Source organism: Streptomyces sp. NPDC021115 (genome assembly GCF_044333065.1).
Taxonomy (GTDB): Bacteria; Actinomycetota; Actinomycetes; order Streptomycetales; family Streptomycetaceae; genus Streptomyces.
This window is the reverse complement of record NZ_JBIRQF010000002.1, coordinates 748,689-765,291: the sequence shown is the minus strand read 5'-3', so window position 1 is coordinate 765,291 and position 16,603 is coordinate 748,689. Positions and strand designations below refer to the sequence as shown.

At 71.4% G+C, this 16,603-nt stretch carries 15 protein-coding genes; 2 read left to right on the top strand and 13 right to left on the bottom strand.

Features of this window, described 5'->3' with window-relative positions:
- Nucleotides 1–3: 3 nt before the first annotated feature.
- The 11 genes from ACH4TL_RS09085 to ACH4TL_RS09035 form a co-directional block, all read right to left on the bottom strand.
- Complete coding sequence (locus ACH4TL_RS09085; RefSeq protein WP_398309656.1) at nt 4–618, bottom strand: RraA family protein; 615 nt, start codon at nt 616–618, stop codon at nt 4–6.
- A complete protein-coding gene (locus tag ACH4TL_RS09080; RefSeq protein WP_398309659.1) occupies nt 615–1,280 on the bottom strand; it encodes an RraA family protein in 666 nt (221 codons plus the stop codon). The genes ACH4TL_RS09085 and ACH4TL_RS09080 overlap by 4 nt, the downstream gene beginning before the upstream one ends.
- The gene (locus tag ACH4TL_RS09075) at nt 1,277–1,942 is read right to left on the bottom strand and encodes an RraA family protein (RefSeq protein ID WP_398309661.1); all 666 of its coding nucleotides are present in this window, start codon (nt 1,940–1,942) and stop codon (nt 1,277–1,279) included. The genes ACH4TL_RS09080 and ACH4TL_RS09075 overlap by 4 nt, the downstream gene beginning before the upstream one ends.
- A gap of 97 nt (nt 1,943–2,039) precedes the next feature.
- Nucleotides 2,040–2,858: an S-methyl-5'-thioadenosine phosphorylase gene (locus tag ACH4TL_RS09070; RefSeq protein ID WP_398309663.1), complete on the bottom strand. Its 819-nt coding sequence runs from the start codon at nt 2,856–2,858 to the stop codon at nt 2,040–2,042.
- Nucleotides 2,855–3,574 carry an acireductone synthase gene (gene mtnC, locus ACH4TL_RS09065; protein WP_398309666.1) on the bottom strand — a complete coding sequence of 240 codons (720 nt, stop codon included), beginning with the start codon at nt 3,572–3,574 and terminating at the stop codon, nt 2,855–2,857. Before mtnC ends, ACH4TL_RS09070 begins: the two co-directional genes overlap by 4 nt.
- The gene (locus ACH4TL_RS09060) at nt 3,571–4,149 is read right to left on the bottom strand and encodes a 1,2-dihydroxy-3-keto-5-methylthiopentene dioxygenase (protein WP_398309669.1); all 579 of its coding nucleotides are present in this window, start codon (nt 4,147–4,149) and stop codon (nt 3,571–3,573) included. Before ACH4TL_RS09060 ends, mtnC begins: the two co-directional genes overlap by 4 nt.
- Nucleotides 4,146–4,844, bottom strand: a complete 699-nt coding sequence (mtnB, locus tag ACH4TL_RS09055) for a methylthioribulose 1-phosphate dehydratase (protein ID WP_398309672.1) — start codon at nt 4,842–4,844, stop codon at nt 4,146–4,148. The genes ACH4TL_RS09060 and mtnB overlap by 4 nt, the downstream gene beginning before the upstream one ends.
- Nucleotides 4,841–6,436 (bottom strand): S-methyl-5-thioribose-1-phosphate isomerase, encoded by a 1,596-nt coding sequence (gene mtnA / locus ACH4TL_RS09050; protein ID WP_398309675.1) that lies wholly within the window; start codon nt 6,434–6,436, stop codon nt 4,841–4,843. The genes mtnB and mtnA overlap by 4 nt, the downstream gene beginning before the upstream one ends.
- 951 nt (nt 6,437–7,387) lie before the next feature.
- Complete coding sequence (locus tag ACH4TL_RS09045) at nt 7,388–8,308, bottom strand: aminoglycoside phosphotransferase family protein (RefSeq protein ID WP_398309678.1); 921 nt, start codon at nt 8,306–8,308, stop codon at nt 7,388–7,390.
- A 333-nt stretch (nt 8,309–8,641) separates the two neighbouring features.
- Nucleotides 8,642–9,247 carry a dihydrofolate reductase family protein gene (locus ACH4TL_RS09040; protein ID WP_398309681.1) on the bottom strand — a complete coding sequence of 202 codons (606 nt, stop codon included), beginning with the start codon at nt 9,245–9,247 and terminating at the stop codon, nt 8,642–8,644.
- Nucleotides 9,248–9,308: 61 nt separating this feature from the next.
- Nucleotides 9,309–10,694, bottom strand: coding sequence for a peptidase C39 family protein (locus tag ACH4TL_RS09035; protein WP_398309684.1), 1,386 nt, complete (start codon nt 10,692–10,694; stop codon nt 9,309–9,311).
- A gap of 166 nt (nt 10,695–10,860) precedes the next feature.
- On the opposite strand from ACH4TL_RS09035, the gene ACH4TL_RS09030 reads away from it, so the two are divergent.
- Nucleotides 10,861–11,493 (top strand): uridine kinase, encoded by a 633-nt coding sequence (locus ACH4TL_RS09030; RefSeq protein WP_398309687.1) that lies wholly within the window; start codon nt 10,861–10,863, stop codon nt 11,491–11,493.
- Between the two features lie 408 nt (nt 11,494–11,901).
- Entirely contained in the window at nt 11,902–13,800 is a 1,899-nt protein-coding gene (locus ACH4TL_RS09025) for an AAA family ATPase (protein ID WP_398309690.1), read from the top strand.
- A gap of 11 nt (nt 13,801–13,811) precedes the next feature.
- On the opposite strand, the gene ACH4TL_RS09020 is transcribed toward ACH4TL_RS09025, so the two are convergent.
- Complete coding sequence (locus ACH4TL_RS09020; RefSeq protein WP_398309693.1) at nt 13,812–14,966, bottom strand: hemolysin family protein; 1,155 nt, start codon at nt 14,964–14,966, stop codon at nt 13,812–13,814.
- Nucleotides 14,963–16,387 (bottom strand): hemolysin family protein, encoded by a 1,425-nt coding sequence (locus ACH4TL_RS09015; protein WP_398309696.1) that lies wholly within the window; start codon nt 16,385–16,387, stop codon nt 14,963–14,965. Before ACH4TL_RS09015 ends, ACH4TL_RS09020 begins: the two co-directional genes overlap by 4 nt.
- Nucleotides 16,388–16,603 lie beyond the last annotated feature (216 nt).

Here is a 16,603-nt window from a genome sequence, read left to right as displayed (position 1 = left end):
TGGTCACCGCCCGGCCGCTTCGAAGTTGTTGTACAGGTCGAGGGTGCTGTGGCCCTCCCGCAGCCGCTTCATCAGCTCGTTCTCGTGGGCCACGCGCGCGTCGGCGCGGTCGAGGATCCGCTCGGTGCCGGACGCGGGAAGCGCCACGACTCCGTCGACGTCCCCGACGATCAGGTCGCCGGTGTGGATCGTGACGCCACCGGCCTTCACGGGGCGGCGGAAGACGCCGGGGAAGTCCTTGCGCGTGCCGAGGATCGCGTTGTCGCGTGAGAAGACCGGGAAGCCGAGCGCCTGGATCTCCGCCGCGTCCCGGACTCCGCCGTCGATGAGCAGACCGGCGATCCCCCGGTGCTGGGCGGCCGCCGTGAGGATCTCGCCCCAGTGGCCGAAGCGGGCGCCGCCGACGTCGACGGCCAGGACCGATCCGGGCGGGGCCTGGAGGACGGCATGGTGCAGGGCGAGGTTGTCGCCACCGGCGCCCTGCACGGTGAACGCGGGGCCGCACAGCCGGGCACCGGCCCACAGCGACCGGATCCGCGGGGACAGCGCCACGGGAAGTCCGGACGCCTCGGACAGGGTCGCGCTGGAGTGGCCGCGGGCGAGGTCGTCCGCGCTCACGAGGGGTCCTTCCGCGTCTGGAGCGAGTGGTAGCCGTGCCGCGCCCGCGCCTCGGCGAGGGTCGCGCCGCCGCGTACGGCCTCGACGATGGCCTCTTCGACGCGGTCGATACGGCGGGCGATGTCCGCGGCCTCGTCCCAGCGGGCGGCCGGGACGGCCACGGCGCCGTCGTCGTCGGCCACCAGGATGTCGCCGGGGCGGATCAGGACGCCGTCGATCGTGACGCCCGTCTGGACCGCGGCCACCCGGACGCGGTCCTTGCCGGTGCGCATGAACCGGGAGACCGACCAGATCGGGTAACCGGCGGCGGTCGCCACGGCGACATCGCGGCAGGTGCCATGAATGACGGTGCCCGCGATGCCGCGCTCGTGGGCGGTCCGGCTCATGATGCCGCCCCACACCGTGCAGTCGGTGCGGCCGGCGTTGTCGATCAGGATCACCGCCCCGGCCGGGACGTCGTCCAGGAAGTCGCCCACCGTGCCGCCTGCCTCGTCGACCGGTTCGTAGGTGACGGTGAAGACCGGTCCGACGGTCCGCTGGCCCTGGCGCAGCGCGCCGATGCCGTGGAGTGATCCGGGAAGCCCGAGCGAGTCGAGGGCGTCGGAGACCGACGCGGTGGACACGTCGGTGGCCAGCTGCGCGGTGGCGGTGGGGTCGCTCATCGGCCCGACTCCTGCTCTCCGGCGAGGCGGGCGTCGTGCATGGCCTGGGACAGGGGTGTGCCCGCCCGCACCTCGTCCGCGATGGCGCGCTCCCGGGCGACAACGGCGGTGGCGATCTCGGCCACTTCCTCCGCCCGGTCGCGCGGGACGACGACGAGACCGGTCTCGTCGGCGAGAACGACGTCGCCCTGCTCGACCGTGAGCCCGGCGACGCCGACCGGCTCACCGGTGGAGCGCTGCTGGAGCCTGCCCCGCGCCGTGGCCGGGACCGCACCTCGCGAGAACACGGGGAATCCCAGCTCACGGGCCTCCGCCACGTCGCGGCAGACGCCGTCGGCGACGACGCCGCGGACACCGCGAAGGGACGCGCCGAGGCTCAGGATGCCGCCCCAGCACGACACATCGGTGCGGCCCTGGTTGTCGACGACGATCACGCTCCGGTCGTCCGCGCTCTCGACGGCCGTCGTGGCGATGTGGGCTCCGGCAGGGCCTTCGGTGCGCGGTTCGAGCCCCACGGTGACGGCGAATCCCACGACGGCCGAGGGCCCCCACGCCGGACGGATGCCGCCGACTCCGGAAGGAAGCCCGAGCCGGTCGAGCGCGTCGCTGACGCTCGCGGAGTCGAGCGCCGCGAAGCGGTCCAGGAGAGATGCGTTGCTCATGGCTTCCACTTCAACAGCCACGAGCCATATTCGGAAGGTTTGCTTTCCTCTCTCAGTAAGAGGCCACGCGAATCGTGGTTCGCCGAGGCCGCGGGCCTCAGGGAAGGTCGATCGGCAGGCTCATGCCGTCCAGCACCCGGGCACACGCGCAGTCCCGCTGCTCCGAAAGCAGCTTCACGGCCTCCAGAATCACTCCGCGCAGCCGCTCGGTGTTCTCGGCGAAGACCTTGAAGACGTCCTCCTGGGAGACGCTCTCGTCGGCGTCGATGCCCGCGTCGAGGTCGGTCACCAGGGCGATGGAGGTGTAGCAGAGCCCCAGCTCCCGGGCGAGTACGGCCTCCGGGTGCCCGGTCATGTTCACCAGGGACCACCCGGCCGCCGCGAACCACTGCGATTCGGCGCGGGTGGAGAACCGTGGTCCTTCGACCACGACCATCGTGCCGCCGTCATGGGCCTCGGCCCCCGCGCCCGCGGCGGCCTTCAGTACGGCGTCACGTCCGTGTCCGCAGTACGGGTCGGCGAACGACACGTGGACGGCGCCCCGGTCGTAGAAGGTCTGCACCCGGCCGCTGGTCCGGTCGACGAGCTGGTCGGGGACGACGAGCGTCCCGGGGCCCAGGTCCCGCCGCAGCGAGCCCACCGCGCACGGCGCGAGGATCCTGCGTACGCCCAGGGAGCGCAGGGCCCATATGTTCGCCCGGTAGTTGATGGTGTGCGGCGCGAACGTGTGCTGTCTGCCGTGCCGCGGCAGGAAGGCCACGCGCCGGCCGCCGACATCGCCGACGGAGATGGCGTCGGAGGGGGCACCGTACGGTGTCTCGACCGTCACCTCCTCCGCGTTCGCCAGCAGCTCGTAGAAGCCGCTGCCGCCGATGACGCCGATCTCCGCGAGGTTCTGGTTCTCCGCCTCGGTCACGCTCGTTCCGTTCCCTTCATCAGGTCGTCCAGGTCCCGTTCGTCCAGCGAACGGATCGTCGTGTGCCCCGGGACGGCCCGGGGGCGCGGATCGTCATCCCGTCGTACGCCCACCGTGTGCCAGCCCGCGCCGGCCGCGGCGTCCAGCTCCTCGGCGGAATCGCTGAGGAACAGCGTCGCGCCGGCCGGGACACCGATCTCCTTCGTGATGCGCCGGTAGGAGTCGGCGGACTTCTTGCTCCCGGCCGTATCCAGGTCGAAGTAGCCCTGCAGCAGCGGAGTGAGATCGCCGTACGGGGTGTGCGCGAACCAGTTCACCTGCGCCGCGACGGAGCCGGAGGAGTAGATGTGGAGCGCCGCGCCCGACTTCTTCCAGCGCCGCAGCACGTCGGGGACCTCGGCGTACACATGCCCGGTGAGGGAACCGTCGGCGTAACCCGCCGCCCAGATCCAGCCCTGGATCGTCTTCAGCGGAGGCGCCTTGACGTCCTGGTCGGTCCAGGCCGTGAGTGCCGCGACGGCCCCGGCCTCGTCCAGTGTCCCGGTCCTGAGGTGGTCCCGGATCTCCGCGAGGAGCTGAGCCGCCCGGGGCGTGCCGCGGTGCTCGGCGAACCACTGGGGCAGCCGCTCCCGCGCGTACGGGAAGAGCACATCGTGGACGTGCGCCGCGGAGCCGACCGTTCCCTCGATGTCGAGGACGACCGCGCATCCGGTCATCGGTCCCCCGCCAGCAGCTCGTCGAGGCGGGGGAAGTTCTGGGCGACCGGGTCGCCGGTGAAGTCGCCCACCCAGCCTTCCTCTTCCTTGAAGAAGCGGATGGCGGCGAACTCCGGCCGCGGGCCCATGTCGAACCAGTGACGTGTGCCGGCCGGTACGGACAACAGGTCGCCCGCCTCGCACACGACCGCGTACACCTTGCCCTCGATGTGGAGGTAGAAGCAGCCGGTGCCGTGGGCGAAGAACCGCACCTCGTCCTCGGAGTGCCGGTGCTCCTCCAGGAAGGTGGAGCGGGCCTTCGCGGCGCGCTCCGCCCACTCCGGTCCGGGGGCGGGATGGAGCTGCGCCACGTCGACCAGGACGAGGCCGTCCCGGGCGCAGAGCGCGTCGACCTCGGCCCGGTAGGAGGCCAGCAGCTCTTCCTGGGTGGTGTCCGCGGTCACCGTGGTGCGCAGCTCCCAGTGGCCGTACTCCACGCCGAACTCCTTCAGTACGGCGCCGATCCGGGCCTCGTCCCGGGTGCGCAGCACCACGTCGCCGGGCGCGTCCTGCGGCATTACCTGGAGCAGGGTCATCGGTTCACGGTCTCCTTCACATCGGTGGGCGCGTCCCGGGCGCCGAGGACGAGCAGCTGGCAGATGGCTTCCAGGCACTCCAGCCGATTGCGGGCCTGGGCGAGGTCCCTGCCCCAGGTAGTGATGCCGTGGTCGGCGATCAGCAGGCCCGGGGGCGCGTCGGGGTGGGCGGCGAGGTAGGCCGCGGCCTCGTCCGCGATCCTCCGTACCTCGGGCCAGTTGCGGAAGACCGGGAGCTCGGTCCGGGCGGGGTCGTCGAGGCCCAGGCCCTTGAGGAGTTCGAACCGGTCGAGCGGGAGTACGGCCGTACGGTCCCGCTCGCCGGTGCGGCACGCCATCACCGTGGCATAGGGCGAGTGCACGTGAATGACCGCGCGGGCGTCGGTCGCCCTGTAGACCGCCGTGTGGATCGAGGTCTCCGCCGAGGCCCTGAGCGGCCCCGGGACCAGTACGTCCCCGGTCGTGGCGTGCACGGCGACCATGTCCTCCGCGGTCAGTTCGCCCTTGTCGCGGCCGCTGGCCGTGATCAGTGCCGTGTGTCCGCCGTCGTCCGGGAGGCGCACGGAGAGGTTGCCCGACGTGCCGGGCATCCAGCCGCGTGCGTACAGGTCGCGGGAGTACTCGGCGAGGGAAGCGCCGAAGGCGGTGGACGCGCCGGACCGCTGCTCCATGGGCCGATCCTCACGCGCCGTCATGCCGCCACCTCGCACAGGGACAGAAGTTCACAGGGCTTCAGCCGCTCGGCTCCGGGCAGGCCGGTGAGCGCGACGAGGACCACCGCTCCGGCGACCTTGGCCTGCGATGCCTCGACGAGTTCGCCCGCCGCGAGCAGGGTGCCGCCGGTGGCGAGCACATCGTCCACGCACAGCACCCGCTCGCCGGGCGCGATGGCGCCCTGCCGGACCTCCGGGCGATCCTCCCCGTACTCCAGCGCGTACCCGACGGAATGCACCTGACCGGGCAGCTTGCCGGGTTTCCGGACGAGGCTGAGCGGGACCCCGGAGCGCGCCGCCAGGACGGCTCCCAGGAGGAAGCCGCGGGACTCCACGGCGACGATGCGGTCGTACTCGCCCGAGAAGTGCTCGTGCACATGGTCGGCGATGTCCCGCAGCAGGCCGGGCTCGGCGTAGAGCGCGGAGAGGTCCCGGTAGACCACGCCGGGCTCGGGGTGGTCGGGGAACTCTTCCAGGAGTCCGGCGATACGGGTACGGAGACGCCCGGCGCGCTCTTCGCGGTGAGCGTGGCGTGGCCGGACCACCCGGTCCTCGGTGACGATCGCGGTGATCAGCTCTCCCGCGGTCACATCGAACGCGGGGTTGAAGACCCGGGCATCCGCCGGTGCCACCGCCGCCCCCGCGAAACCCGTGACCTCCGCCGGGTCACGCTCTTCGACGACGATCCCGCTGCCGTCGGGCAGATCGTGGTCCCATGTCGACTCCGGCGCGACGACGATGAAGGGGATAGCGTGCCGGGCGGCCGCGACCGCGAGCCCGTACGTACCGATCTTGTTGGCCGTGTCGCCATTGGCGGCGATCCGGTCCGCACCGACCAGGACGCAGTCGACCAGCCCCTGCGCCATCGCGGCGGCGGCTGCCGAGTCCACGCAGATCCGGTACGGCACCCCGGCCTCGCCGAGCTCCCAGGCGGTGAGCCGAGAGCCCTGGAGGAGCGGCCTCGTCTCGTCGACCAGGATCTCGGCCACCCTTCCGCGACGAGCGAGTTCCAGGATGCCGCCGAGGGCCGTCCCCACCGCCGCCGTGGCCAGCCGGCCCGTGTTGCAGTGGGTCAGGAGGCGCAGCGGGCGGTCGGGTATGAGCGATCCGACCAGGTCGGCGGCGCGGGCTGCCGCCGCGGAGTTGGTCGCCGCGTCCTCGGCGACCATCGTGATGGCTTCGTCGAGCACTGCCCGGGGACCGTACGGCAGTTGCGCGAGAGCGCGGCGTACGCCCCAGGCGAGGTTGACGGCCGTGGGCCGGGCGGCGGCGATGCGGTCGGCGTCGGCTCTCACCGCCTCCTCGTCCACCACGCCCGTGTGCTCGTCCTGGTGTGCCCGAGCGGCGAGAGCGACTCCGAAGGCACCCGCGAGACCGATGGCGGGGGCGCCCCGGACGGCCAGCGACCGCACGGCGGCGATCAGCGCGTCGACGTCCGCCAGGCGTAAGAGCTCGTACGTGTGCGGGAGGCCGCGTTGATCCACGGCCACGACAGCGTCGTCCTCCCAGTACAGGGATAAGCCGGAGTGATCCGCGGAGGACCCGCCGGGGTCGTCGTGCTTCGATACGCCCATCGCGCATCCCTACCTTCTTCGCGTTGCTTCGTCCCTCCGCTCCCGCGTGTCCCAGAAGCGCTCACGGAGCCGGCTTCGCAGGATCTTACTGATGGGATTGCGTCGCACCTGGTCAGCGCACTCTTAACTGGTGGGGTCCCTAAAGTTCGCCGGATGACCGGTCGCATGCGGGACCGGTCACAGGATTGCTCGCCCCTGGCAGCCGGGGGCTGCCGGTGCGCGCCCCTGTCAGCGATGACTCCCTCAAACACACGGCCCCTGGGAGCCAGCGGAAGCCTCCATGCCGCTTTCGCCGGACGATGCCTGTACATTCCGGGTGCGCTTGGCACACTATTCTGGATCAGCCAGATCGAAGCGCTCCGGCGGCCCGCAGACGCTGGCAGCCGGCAACCGGGATTCAAGACGCAAACCTCAAGCTCTTCTGTCTGGCGCGAGGCTGCTCGCGCCAAGTCGAAGACAGAGGTCTGAGAGACGGGCAGTACGAAATCATGCGAAGGGGACTTCGCCCAGCGCTTCACGTTCGACCCACCGCTCTGAGGACGGCATACCTGCCCCCGGACCCGCAACGTGACCGCCCGGGGGGCGGGGCCGACCAACTGAGAGCTTCCGGGGCTGGTTCTCTGGAGCCAGCCCCGGAAGCCGAACCAGATCGCCCGAGACGGATACGGGAGCGTGGCCTGTCGGCGGAACCCCAGGGCAGAGCACCGGCCAGTGCCCGCCGTGCGGCCGGTGAATACCTCGCGAGGGGCCGACAATCGCGAGGGTGGTCTCAGCCCTGCTGCGCCCCAGGCGGTCCAGGCGAGCACCGTCCCCGACGCGTACGCGAAGTGGGAGCCGCTGGCCACCGCACTGCAGAAGGCCCTCGCCCAGTCCCTCAAGGACAGCGGCGGCTCCGACAAGGGCAGCAAGGCTGATGCCTCCGCCGTCGCCAGGTGTGAGAACGAGGACGGCTCAGTCCCCAGTCCGATCCCGAAGGAGGATCTCCTCAAGAACGAACGACGCATCCGTCGGCAGGCCGTCGCCATCGCGAACCGCTCCGGCGCAGACGACCAGGGCCTTCCAGAGCGCCCAGCCTTGTCCACGCTCCCAGGTCGCCTTGTCCACCCCTAGCCGATCGCGGAACGCGGCCCGGCTCTTGCCGGTCAGCATCGTCCAGGCGATCGACAGATCGCAGGCCGGGTCTCCGACTCCGCAGGTGCCGAAGTCGATGACGGCCGAGAGCGCACCGTCCTTCACCAGAAGGTTCCCCGAGGCCATGTCACCGTGGAACCAGACTGGCTTACCGTCCCACGAGGCTCGCAACGCCCGTTCCCAGATCTCCTCGGCGGTCTCGGTCCGGATCAGGCCGTCCAACGTCTCCAGGGCTGCCCGGGCCCACCCGTCGTAGGTCGTCAGTGGCCCGCCTCGGAACCAATTGTGCAGTCCCGGGCCCGGTCCGCCTGTCGGGTCGATCCGCTGCAGGGACACGAGGAACTCCGCAAGGTGAATAGCGAAGGCCGTCATGTCCTCGACGACGGCACGGCCCGCAGGCTCGCCACCGATCCACCGATAGACCGACCAGTTGTGCGGAAAGCTCTCATCGGGCACGCCTCTGGCCAGCGGAACCGGGACCTCCAACGGCAACGCGGGTGCGAGCACTGGCAGCCACCGGTGCTCCTTCTCCACCGCCAGCGCGTACTCCTCGGCAGTCGGTAGCCGCACCAGCATCTCGTCACCGAGGCGAAAGGTGCAGTTGTCCCAACCCTGCGCATTGACCGGCCGGACCTCAAGGTCGGACCACTGCGGGAACTGCGCGGCGATCAACCTGCCCGCCACCGCGGTGCCGACTGGTTTCCGGTCCGGCAACGGCAAAACCTCGGGCGTCTCGTTCATCGGAGGCGACCGTACGACGCCCCATCAGATCACCACAAGCGATTTCCGATCGCCCCGAACCTCATCCGGGAACTGTCCGTCCCCCAGCCCGAACGGCTCGGAACAATGCCCCCAGGCCGCTGCCCCGGCAAAGGCCACGCGTACTACCTTCACGACCAAGGGCTACCGAGCCGCCCGCCGCGCACCTCCACACCGCAGTCCGCCGCCTGATCAAGGTGCACCAGCTGGGGACGGTGTACGGCCTGGGCTGGGCCGTTACTGGGCGGTGCGCGATAGCGGGCATGGTCCTGGTGCTGCTGTGCCGAGTCTGCCCGGTGATGCAAACGGAGCCACCTAGCAGCTGTCGTAGCTGGGCTTACCGTTTGGCCGGTAGACGCCGACGATGGTGCCGCCCTTCGTCGTCGAGACGCTGACCGGGTCCAGCGCGGTGGGGATCGCTCCGTCGGCGAACAGCCGCTTGCCGGTGCCGATGATCACCGGGTGGATGGTCAGCCGGTACTCGTCGACGAGGCCGTGCCGCATGAGGGTCTGGGCGAGGTCACCGCTGCCCACGACGTTGATGTTGCCGCCGTCGGACGCTTTCAGCTCGCGTACGGCATCGGCGATGTCGCCCTCCAGCAGCGTGGAGTTCTGCCACTCGACGGACGTCAGGGTCCGGGACGCCACGTACTTGTGCATGCTGTTCATCCGATGGGTGAACGGGTTGTCGGGATCGGCGGTCGGCCAGTACGACGCGAAGATCTCGTACGTCTTGCGGCCGAGCAGCATCGCGTCGGAGGACTCGTACCAACCGGCGATGGCCGCGCCGACCTCGTCATCGTCCACCGGCTTCTGCCAGCCGCCGTGCTCGAAGCCGCTCTCAGCGTCCTCGTCCGGACCGCCCGGCGCCTGCATGACGCCGTCCAGCGTCAGGAACGTGCAAACGATGATCTTGCGCATGGTGCGCGGTCACAGTCGACCTTCGGCGGCTATCTGCCGCCGGAGCGGGATGCGGGCCCGGTCACAGGACTCCCAGCTCCCGCAGAACGCGGTGCTGACTTGGTGCTGGCTTAGCCGGGAAGTACAGGTAGCACACGCCACCCGAACCGCCCTTGACCTGGCCGTTCGCGTCGTACCGCTTGGTGCGGAGCCAGATGTTCTCCCACTGTCGTCGCTTGTAGACGTGGCGGACGGACGCGTTGTCCGGTGAGGCCGGGTCGTTGGCGATGATGTCGCCGGTGGCGGTGAAGCCGATGACGGTCATGAGGTGGCCCGCGGTGCCGTAGCCCGCGCCGTCCAGCTCGTCCTTGAGGAAGGACTGCGAGGTGATCACCGGGATGCCCGCGGCGATCAGCTTCTCGACGTCGGTCAGGGAGCCGAGCCGGGTGACCACGCCCTGCATGTCGCGGTAGGTGGCGGCGTAGGCGGCGTTGAAGGGCCAGTTGCCGCAGCCGTCGTACTGGTAGTCGAACGTGGCGCGGGCGGCGTGGCAGACCTGGGGGTCGGCGTAGTCCGGGTTGACCCAGGCCAGGTCCTCGGCGGTGGGCTTGCGGCCCCAGTACTCGATGATCATCTGCGAGGAGGTGGGGCTGCACCAGGCCTCGCCGCCGTTGTCGTACTCCGGGTACTGACCCTTGTGGATCTCCTGCGAGTAGCGCGGTACGGCGAGTTCGCGGCCCTTGGGCAGGCTCGGCTCGGAGGCGGGCACCTCGAAGCGGTCGGGAAGGTCCGAGCCCATCGCGCCGACCCGCCACACGGTGGGGGTGCCGGTGGTGCCGGGCTTGCGATAGAGGGTCAGTCGCAGCTGGTACGCCGTCAGCCGGAGGCCGCTGGCCGGATCGTCGACGGCGAGGGTGTCGGTCCACACCGAGCTCTTGTCGTCGCTCTGGTCGTCGACAGAGGTGCGCCGGATGGTGTCGGCGCCGTCCCCGGAGGCCCAGCGGCCCATGACGTACCAGGGGGTCTTCGTGCCGTCGGAGTACGTGCCCTTCAGCTCGGCCTGGATCCAGGTGCCCGCGGGGGTGCGGGCGTTCCAGGAGACGATGGCCTCGGTCGCGGGTACGGAGAGCTTGCGCACCGCCGAGGTCCAGGTGGCGTACTCCCAGGCGGCCTTGGTGCCGGTGTGCGGGTCGGTGTAGTCGACGGTGCCTGCCGGGCGGGAGATCACGATGCCGGGGCGGGCTCCGGCCTCGGCGCGGACGCCCTTGGCTGCACCGGTCAGCCAGTCGGCGTGGCTGGTCCATCCGTGGTACTCGGCGGTCGCCTTCTTCGCGGCCGAGGCCGCCGAGGCATCCGGAGCAGTTGGCTGGGCGGCCGCCGTAGAGGCCGTCTGTACGGCGGCCGCGCCCGCGACGCCGAGGGCGGCGGCGAGCACGGAGCGGCGGGGCGTGAATCCGGAACTGGTCATACGGGGCTCCCCCAGTCGTCGTCCAGCGGCGGCGGATGCGCGACAGTCGCACAACTATGGCCGCTGCGAGTGGTGTCAGGCCAGTGCTTCCCCGCCGCGCCCACGGACCAATATTGGTGTGGACCAATGGAGTGAATACCGCCGGGTAGCCGTAGAGTGGCCCCCCATGGAGACCGCCGACCGCTCCGCCGGGACGCTGCGCGCGTTCGCCCGGCGGCTGAGCGCCCTGCCGCCGTCCTGCGGGCCGGTCCGGCTCGTCGCGGTCGACGGGCACGCCGGTTCCGGGAAGACCACCTTCGCCGGGCGGCTCGCGGAGGCGCTGGGCGGCGCACCGGTCGTCCATACGGACGATCTCGCCACCCACGAGGAGCCGTTCGGCTGGGCCGGGCGGTTGCAGGAGCACGTCCTGACGCCGCTGAGCCGTGGTACCACCGCCCGGTACGCCCCGTATGACTGGGTCGGGCACCGCTTCGCGGACACCCTGCGGCGACTGGACCCCGCGCCGGTCATCCTCCTCGAAGGCGTCGGCGCCGGGCGTCGCGCCGTACGCCCGCGGCTGGCCCATCTGGCGTGGATGGAGATGCCCGACCGGGACGCCTGGCGGCGCGGAAGGCTGCGCGACGGCCCCGAACTGTCCACATTCTGGGACGGCTGGCAGTCAGTCGAGTGCGAGCATTTCGCCGCCGACCCCTCGCGCCCCCATGCGGAAACCTTGATAGCGCAGCGAAAAGAGGGGTACGCGTTGCAGACGGGGCCCGCCGCGACCACCCGAACGACCCCCGACGGTCACTCACCGTGAACGGGGGAGCGACAACCGGGCGGACCCCGTGTCCGACCTGCCGGGCACGCCTCAACTCGGCTTGACCTGGGGCCCATACAGGTCTTACGTTCTCAATGTGCGACTCGTACGAGTCGCCCCACATCGCGAAGCCCCCGGTTGTTCCCCCGTGATCGGGGGCTTCGTCCTGTCCGCACCCGTTCGGCACCTTTTGGCGGCTGCCGTACGGCGTCGTATCATCACTCTCGGTGACTCACCCGTTCCGGCCGTGTGCGCCCCTTACACGCCCCCGCGCACGCCTGCCAAGCCTTGTGCGATTGCGACGAACAACAGTGCGGCACCCTCGGCCGGTGCGGCCTGCGCAGGTACGATGCCCAAAGGGCAGCCGCCCCGGCGGCATCCACGGGGGCAGGGGTTGTGGGGGACGTGATGGATTTCGGCACGCAGGGTTCGCACACCCCGGCCGATCTCGCCTGGCTTCGTGCCGTGGACGCCTACACGATGGGCGCCTACGCACAGGCCGAGGAGGAGTTCAGGGCCGCGGTGCGGCACGATCCGGGCATGGCCGACGCATGGCTCGGTCTGCACGCGCTGCGTGCCGACACGGCGACCGCGCTGTTACGCATGTACCGGCACCGCGATCGCTTCGGCGAACAGCGCACCCGGCACCGTCGTACCCTCAACTCCTGGTACTGGCTGGGCTGGTGGGTCCAGCCAGTGCTGGAGACCAGCCGGGATCTGCTGCTGGCGCACGCCTCGCACTGGCTCGACGGCCGCCACGTCCCCGAGCTGGACCGGGCGCTGGCGGGCTGCCCGCCCGTGGAGGCCGATCCGCAGGCCCGCTTCCTGCACGCCTGCCGCGCGTATCTGGTCAAGGACTGGGAGCAGCTGGTCCGGCACACCGAACCGCTGCTGGACGATCAGTTCCTCGGCATCGAGGCCGGGCTCTTCGGCGGCATGGCCCGGGTCCGGCTCGAGATGTACGGCCAGGCGGAACCGCTCCTCTCCGCCGCCCTGATGCGTTGCCGCAGCGAACAGCCGCAGCGCAAGGAGCTGCGCTACTGGCTGGCCCGCGCCCATGAGGGCACCGGGCGCAGCGCGGCGGCGCTCCCCCTCTACCGCGCGGTGCACCGCATCGACCCCACCTTCATGGACACCTCGGCGCGGCTGGCCGCGATAGCGGAGTCCGACGGCCTGGACGAGACGGCCGACCTCGCGACCGTGACCCTGCCCGGGGTCAGCAGCCAGGACGCCACCGACGGCGCGATAGGCGACCCGGCCGACACCCTGTCTGCCCCCGCCGATCCGGGCGACGGCCGTGATCTGCGCACCGGGGGCGACGGCTCGGACGGCCCGCCCCTCATGACCACCCCGGCGACCGGCGGCGACGGCACCCGCGACCGGGGCGGGCTGCCCGCCCAGCCCGGCCCTTCCGACCCGGCGCTGCTGGAGAGCGCGCTCCAGGAGCTGGAGCGGATGGTCGGCCTGGAGCCGGTCAAGCGGCAGGTGCGGGCGCTGTCCGCGCAGCTCCACATGGCCCGGCTGCGCGCCGGGCAGGGCCTGCCGGTCCAGCCGCCGAAGCGGCACTTCGTCTTCTCCGGCCCCTCCGGCACCGGCAAGACCACCGTCGCCCGCATCCTCGGCCGGGTCTTCTACGCGCTCGGACTGCTCGGCGGCGACCATCTGGTCGAGGCCGGGCGCGCCGACCTGGTCGGCGAGTACCTCGGCCAGACCGCGGTCAAGGCGAACGAGCTGATCGACTCGGCGCTCGGCGGGGTCCTCTTCGTCGATGAGGCGTACAGCCTGTCCAACTCCGGCTACAGCAAGGGCGACGCGTACGGCGACGAGGCGCTTCAGGTGCTGCTCAAGCGCGCCGAGGACAACCGCGACCGGCTGGTGGTCATCCTCGCGGGCTACCCCGAGGGCATGGACCGCCTCCTGGCCGCCAACCCCGGCCTCGGCTCCCGCTTCACGACGCGCGTCGACTTCCCCAGCTACCGCCCGCTCGAACTCACCCGCATCGGCGAGGTGCTGGCCGCGGAGAACGGCGACGTGTGGGACGAGGAGTCGCTGGAGGAGCTGCGCAGCATCAGCGGCCACGTGGTCGACCAGGGGTGGATCGACGAGCTGGGGAACGGGCGCTTCCTGCGCACCCTGTACGAGAAGAGCTGCGCGTACCGGGATCTGCGGCTTTCGGGGTGGACGGGCACGCCGACCCGGGACGATCTGGCGACGCTGCGGCTGCCGGATCTGATGCAGGCGTACGGGGAGGTCCTGTCGGGCCGCGGTCCGATGCACCGCGACCCGGAGGACCCCCCGCTGCCGTAGCCCTGGCCGCCCTAGCGGGAGACCATCGCGGGCTCCTCCGAGGCCGAGGCCGAGGCCGGAGCCTGGGACGTGGCCGGGGTCTGGGCCCGGACCCGGGTGGTACCGCGCGGCTCGGCGGCCGTGCGGCCGCGGCCGCTGTCCCGGTGGGCCGGGTCACGGACCTCGCCGACCAGCATCTCCAGCACGTCCTCCAGCGCGACAAGACCCAGCACCTTGCCGGACGCGTCGGCGACGGCCGCCAGGTGGGAGGCCGCCCGGCGCATCGCGGTGAGCGCGTCGTCCAGCGGCAGTTCGGCGCGCAGGGTCTCGATCGGATGCCAGACCCGCTGGGGGACGGCCCGCTCGGGGGCCTCCAGGTCCAGGACGTCCTTCACGTGCACGTAGCCCATGAAGGCGCCACCGGCGCCGCGCACCGGGAAGCGGGAGTAGCCGGTCCTTACGGTCAGCTCCTCGATCTGCCGGGGCGTGACCGAGGGGTCGACGGTGACCAGGCCCGCCGGGTCGAGGAGGACGTCGGTGACCGGGCGGCTGCCCAGCTCCAGGGCGTCCGCGAGCCGTTCGTGCTCCCCGTCGCCGAGGAGCCCGGCCTGCCGGGAGTCCTCGACCAGATGGGTCAGCTGCTCGCTGGTGAAGACGGCCTCGACCTCGTCCTTGGGCTCGACCCGGAAGAGCCGCAGCACCAGCCGGGAGCAGGCGCCCAGCATCGCGGTGACCGGACGGCACAGCCGGGCGAACCCGACGAGGCCCGGGGCCAGCCACAGCGCGGTCTTCTCGGGCGCCGCCATGGCCAGGTTCTTCGGCACCATCTCGCCGATCACCAGGTGCAGGCAGACGACGACGGCGAGCGCGATGGCGTAGCCGAGCGGGTGGACCAGCCCCTCGGGCAGATGCACGGCGTGGAAGACCGGCTCCAGCAGCTTGGCCACGGTCGGCTCGGCGACCGCGCCGAGGGTCAGCGAGCAGATGGTGATGCCGAACTGCGCGGCGGCCATCATCTGCGGCAGGCTCTCCAGCCCGGTGAGCACCGTACGGGCCCGTGCGGAGCCCTCGGCCGCCCGCGGCTCGATCTGGCTGCGGCGCACGGAGACCAGGGCGAACTCGGCGCCGACGAAGAATCCGTTGGCGAGGACGAGGAGGGCGGCGAAGAGGAGTTGGACGAGGCTCATCGCTCAGCTTCCTTCTCAGCTACGACGGCTACGGCTCCAGTTCCGGCGGCGGATTCGGCGGCGGACCCGGCACCGGTCGCGGGACCGGTTCCGGCACTGGTACCCGCTGCGGTCCGGACGATCCGTACCCGCTCCGCCCGGTGGTGGCCGACCTGCCGGACGGCCAGCTTCCAGCCGGGCAGCTCGGCGGTGTCCCCGGGGGCGGGGATCCGGGCGAGCAGATCGGCGACCAGACCGGCCACCGTCTCGTACGGCCCGTCGGGCGCCTCCAGACCGATCCGGCGCAGGGTGTCGACGCGACAGGCTCCGTCGGCGTCCCACGCGGGCCGCCCGTCCTCGGCGACGGACTGGACCAGGTCGGGCGTGTCGGCGGCCTCGTCGTCGTGCTCGTCGCGGACCTCGCCGACCAGCTCCTCGACGATGTCCTCCAGGGTGACGACACCGGCCGTGCCGCCGTACTCGTCGACGACCACGGCTATCGGCTGCTCACTGCGCAGCCGCTCCAGCAGTGGCTGGACGGGCAGCGTCTCTGGAACGAGCAGCGGGAGCTGGGCGATGGACTCGACGGGGGTGCGCAGCCGGTCGTCCGCGGGCACCGCGAGGGCGTCCTTGAGGTGGACCATGCCGATGACCTCGTCGAGGCGGTCGCGGTAGACCGGGAACCGGGAGAGCCCGGTGGCCCGGGTGAGGTTGAGCACGTCCACGGCGGTCGCCGTGGACTGGAGCGCGCTCACCCGCACCCGCGGGGTCATCACATGCTGCGCGGTGAGGTCGCCGAGCGAGAGGGTGCGGACGAACAGATCCGCGGTGTCCTGCTCGATCGCCCCGGCCAGCGCCGAGTGGCGGGCCAGCGAGACCAGCTCACCGGGGGTACGGGCGGACGCCAGCTCCTCGGTCGGCTCGACGCCCAGCGCCCGCACCAGCCGGTTGGCGACCGTGTTGAGCAGGGCGATGACGGGCCGGAAGAAGTGGGCGAAGGCGGACTGCGGCCCCGCGACGAAGCGGGCGACCTGGAGCGGCCGGGAGACCGCCCAGTTCTTGGGCACGAGTTCGCCGATCACCATCTGCACGGCGGACGCCACCAGCATGCCGATGACGACGGCGACGCCGGAGACGGCGCCGTGCGGCAGCCCCACCGCGGACAGCGGCGCGGTCAGCAGATGGCCGAGCGCGGGCTCGGCGAGCATGCCGACCACCAGGGAGGTGATGGTGATGCCGAGCTGGGTGCCGGAGAGCTGGAAGGACAGCTCGCGCAGCGACGCGACGACGGTACGGGCCCGCCGGTCGCCTTCTTCGGCGGCCCGCTCAGCGTCCGGCCGCTCGACCGTGACCAGGCCGAATTCGGCGGCCACGAAGAAGCCGTTGGCGAGGATGAGGACGAGTGCCGCGGAGAGCAGCAGAAGAGACAGGGTGACGCTCATGCCGCCGCCTCGGGGTCGGCGGCGGCGCAGGTACTACAGGACGATCCGTCCATCTCTGGAGGGAGTCACTCCTCGGGTCGCAGGTGAGGCCCGCCGGCTGCGCGCGAGGGGTGCGGGCAGGTCGAGGCGGGGTGGGGCGTCGTTCGGCCCCGGCAACAGAGTAAACAAGGATGGGCGGTTAGGGGCAGGCCCCTCGCCCGGTCAAGAACGCGGTGT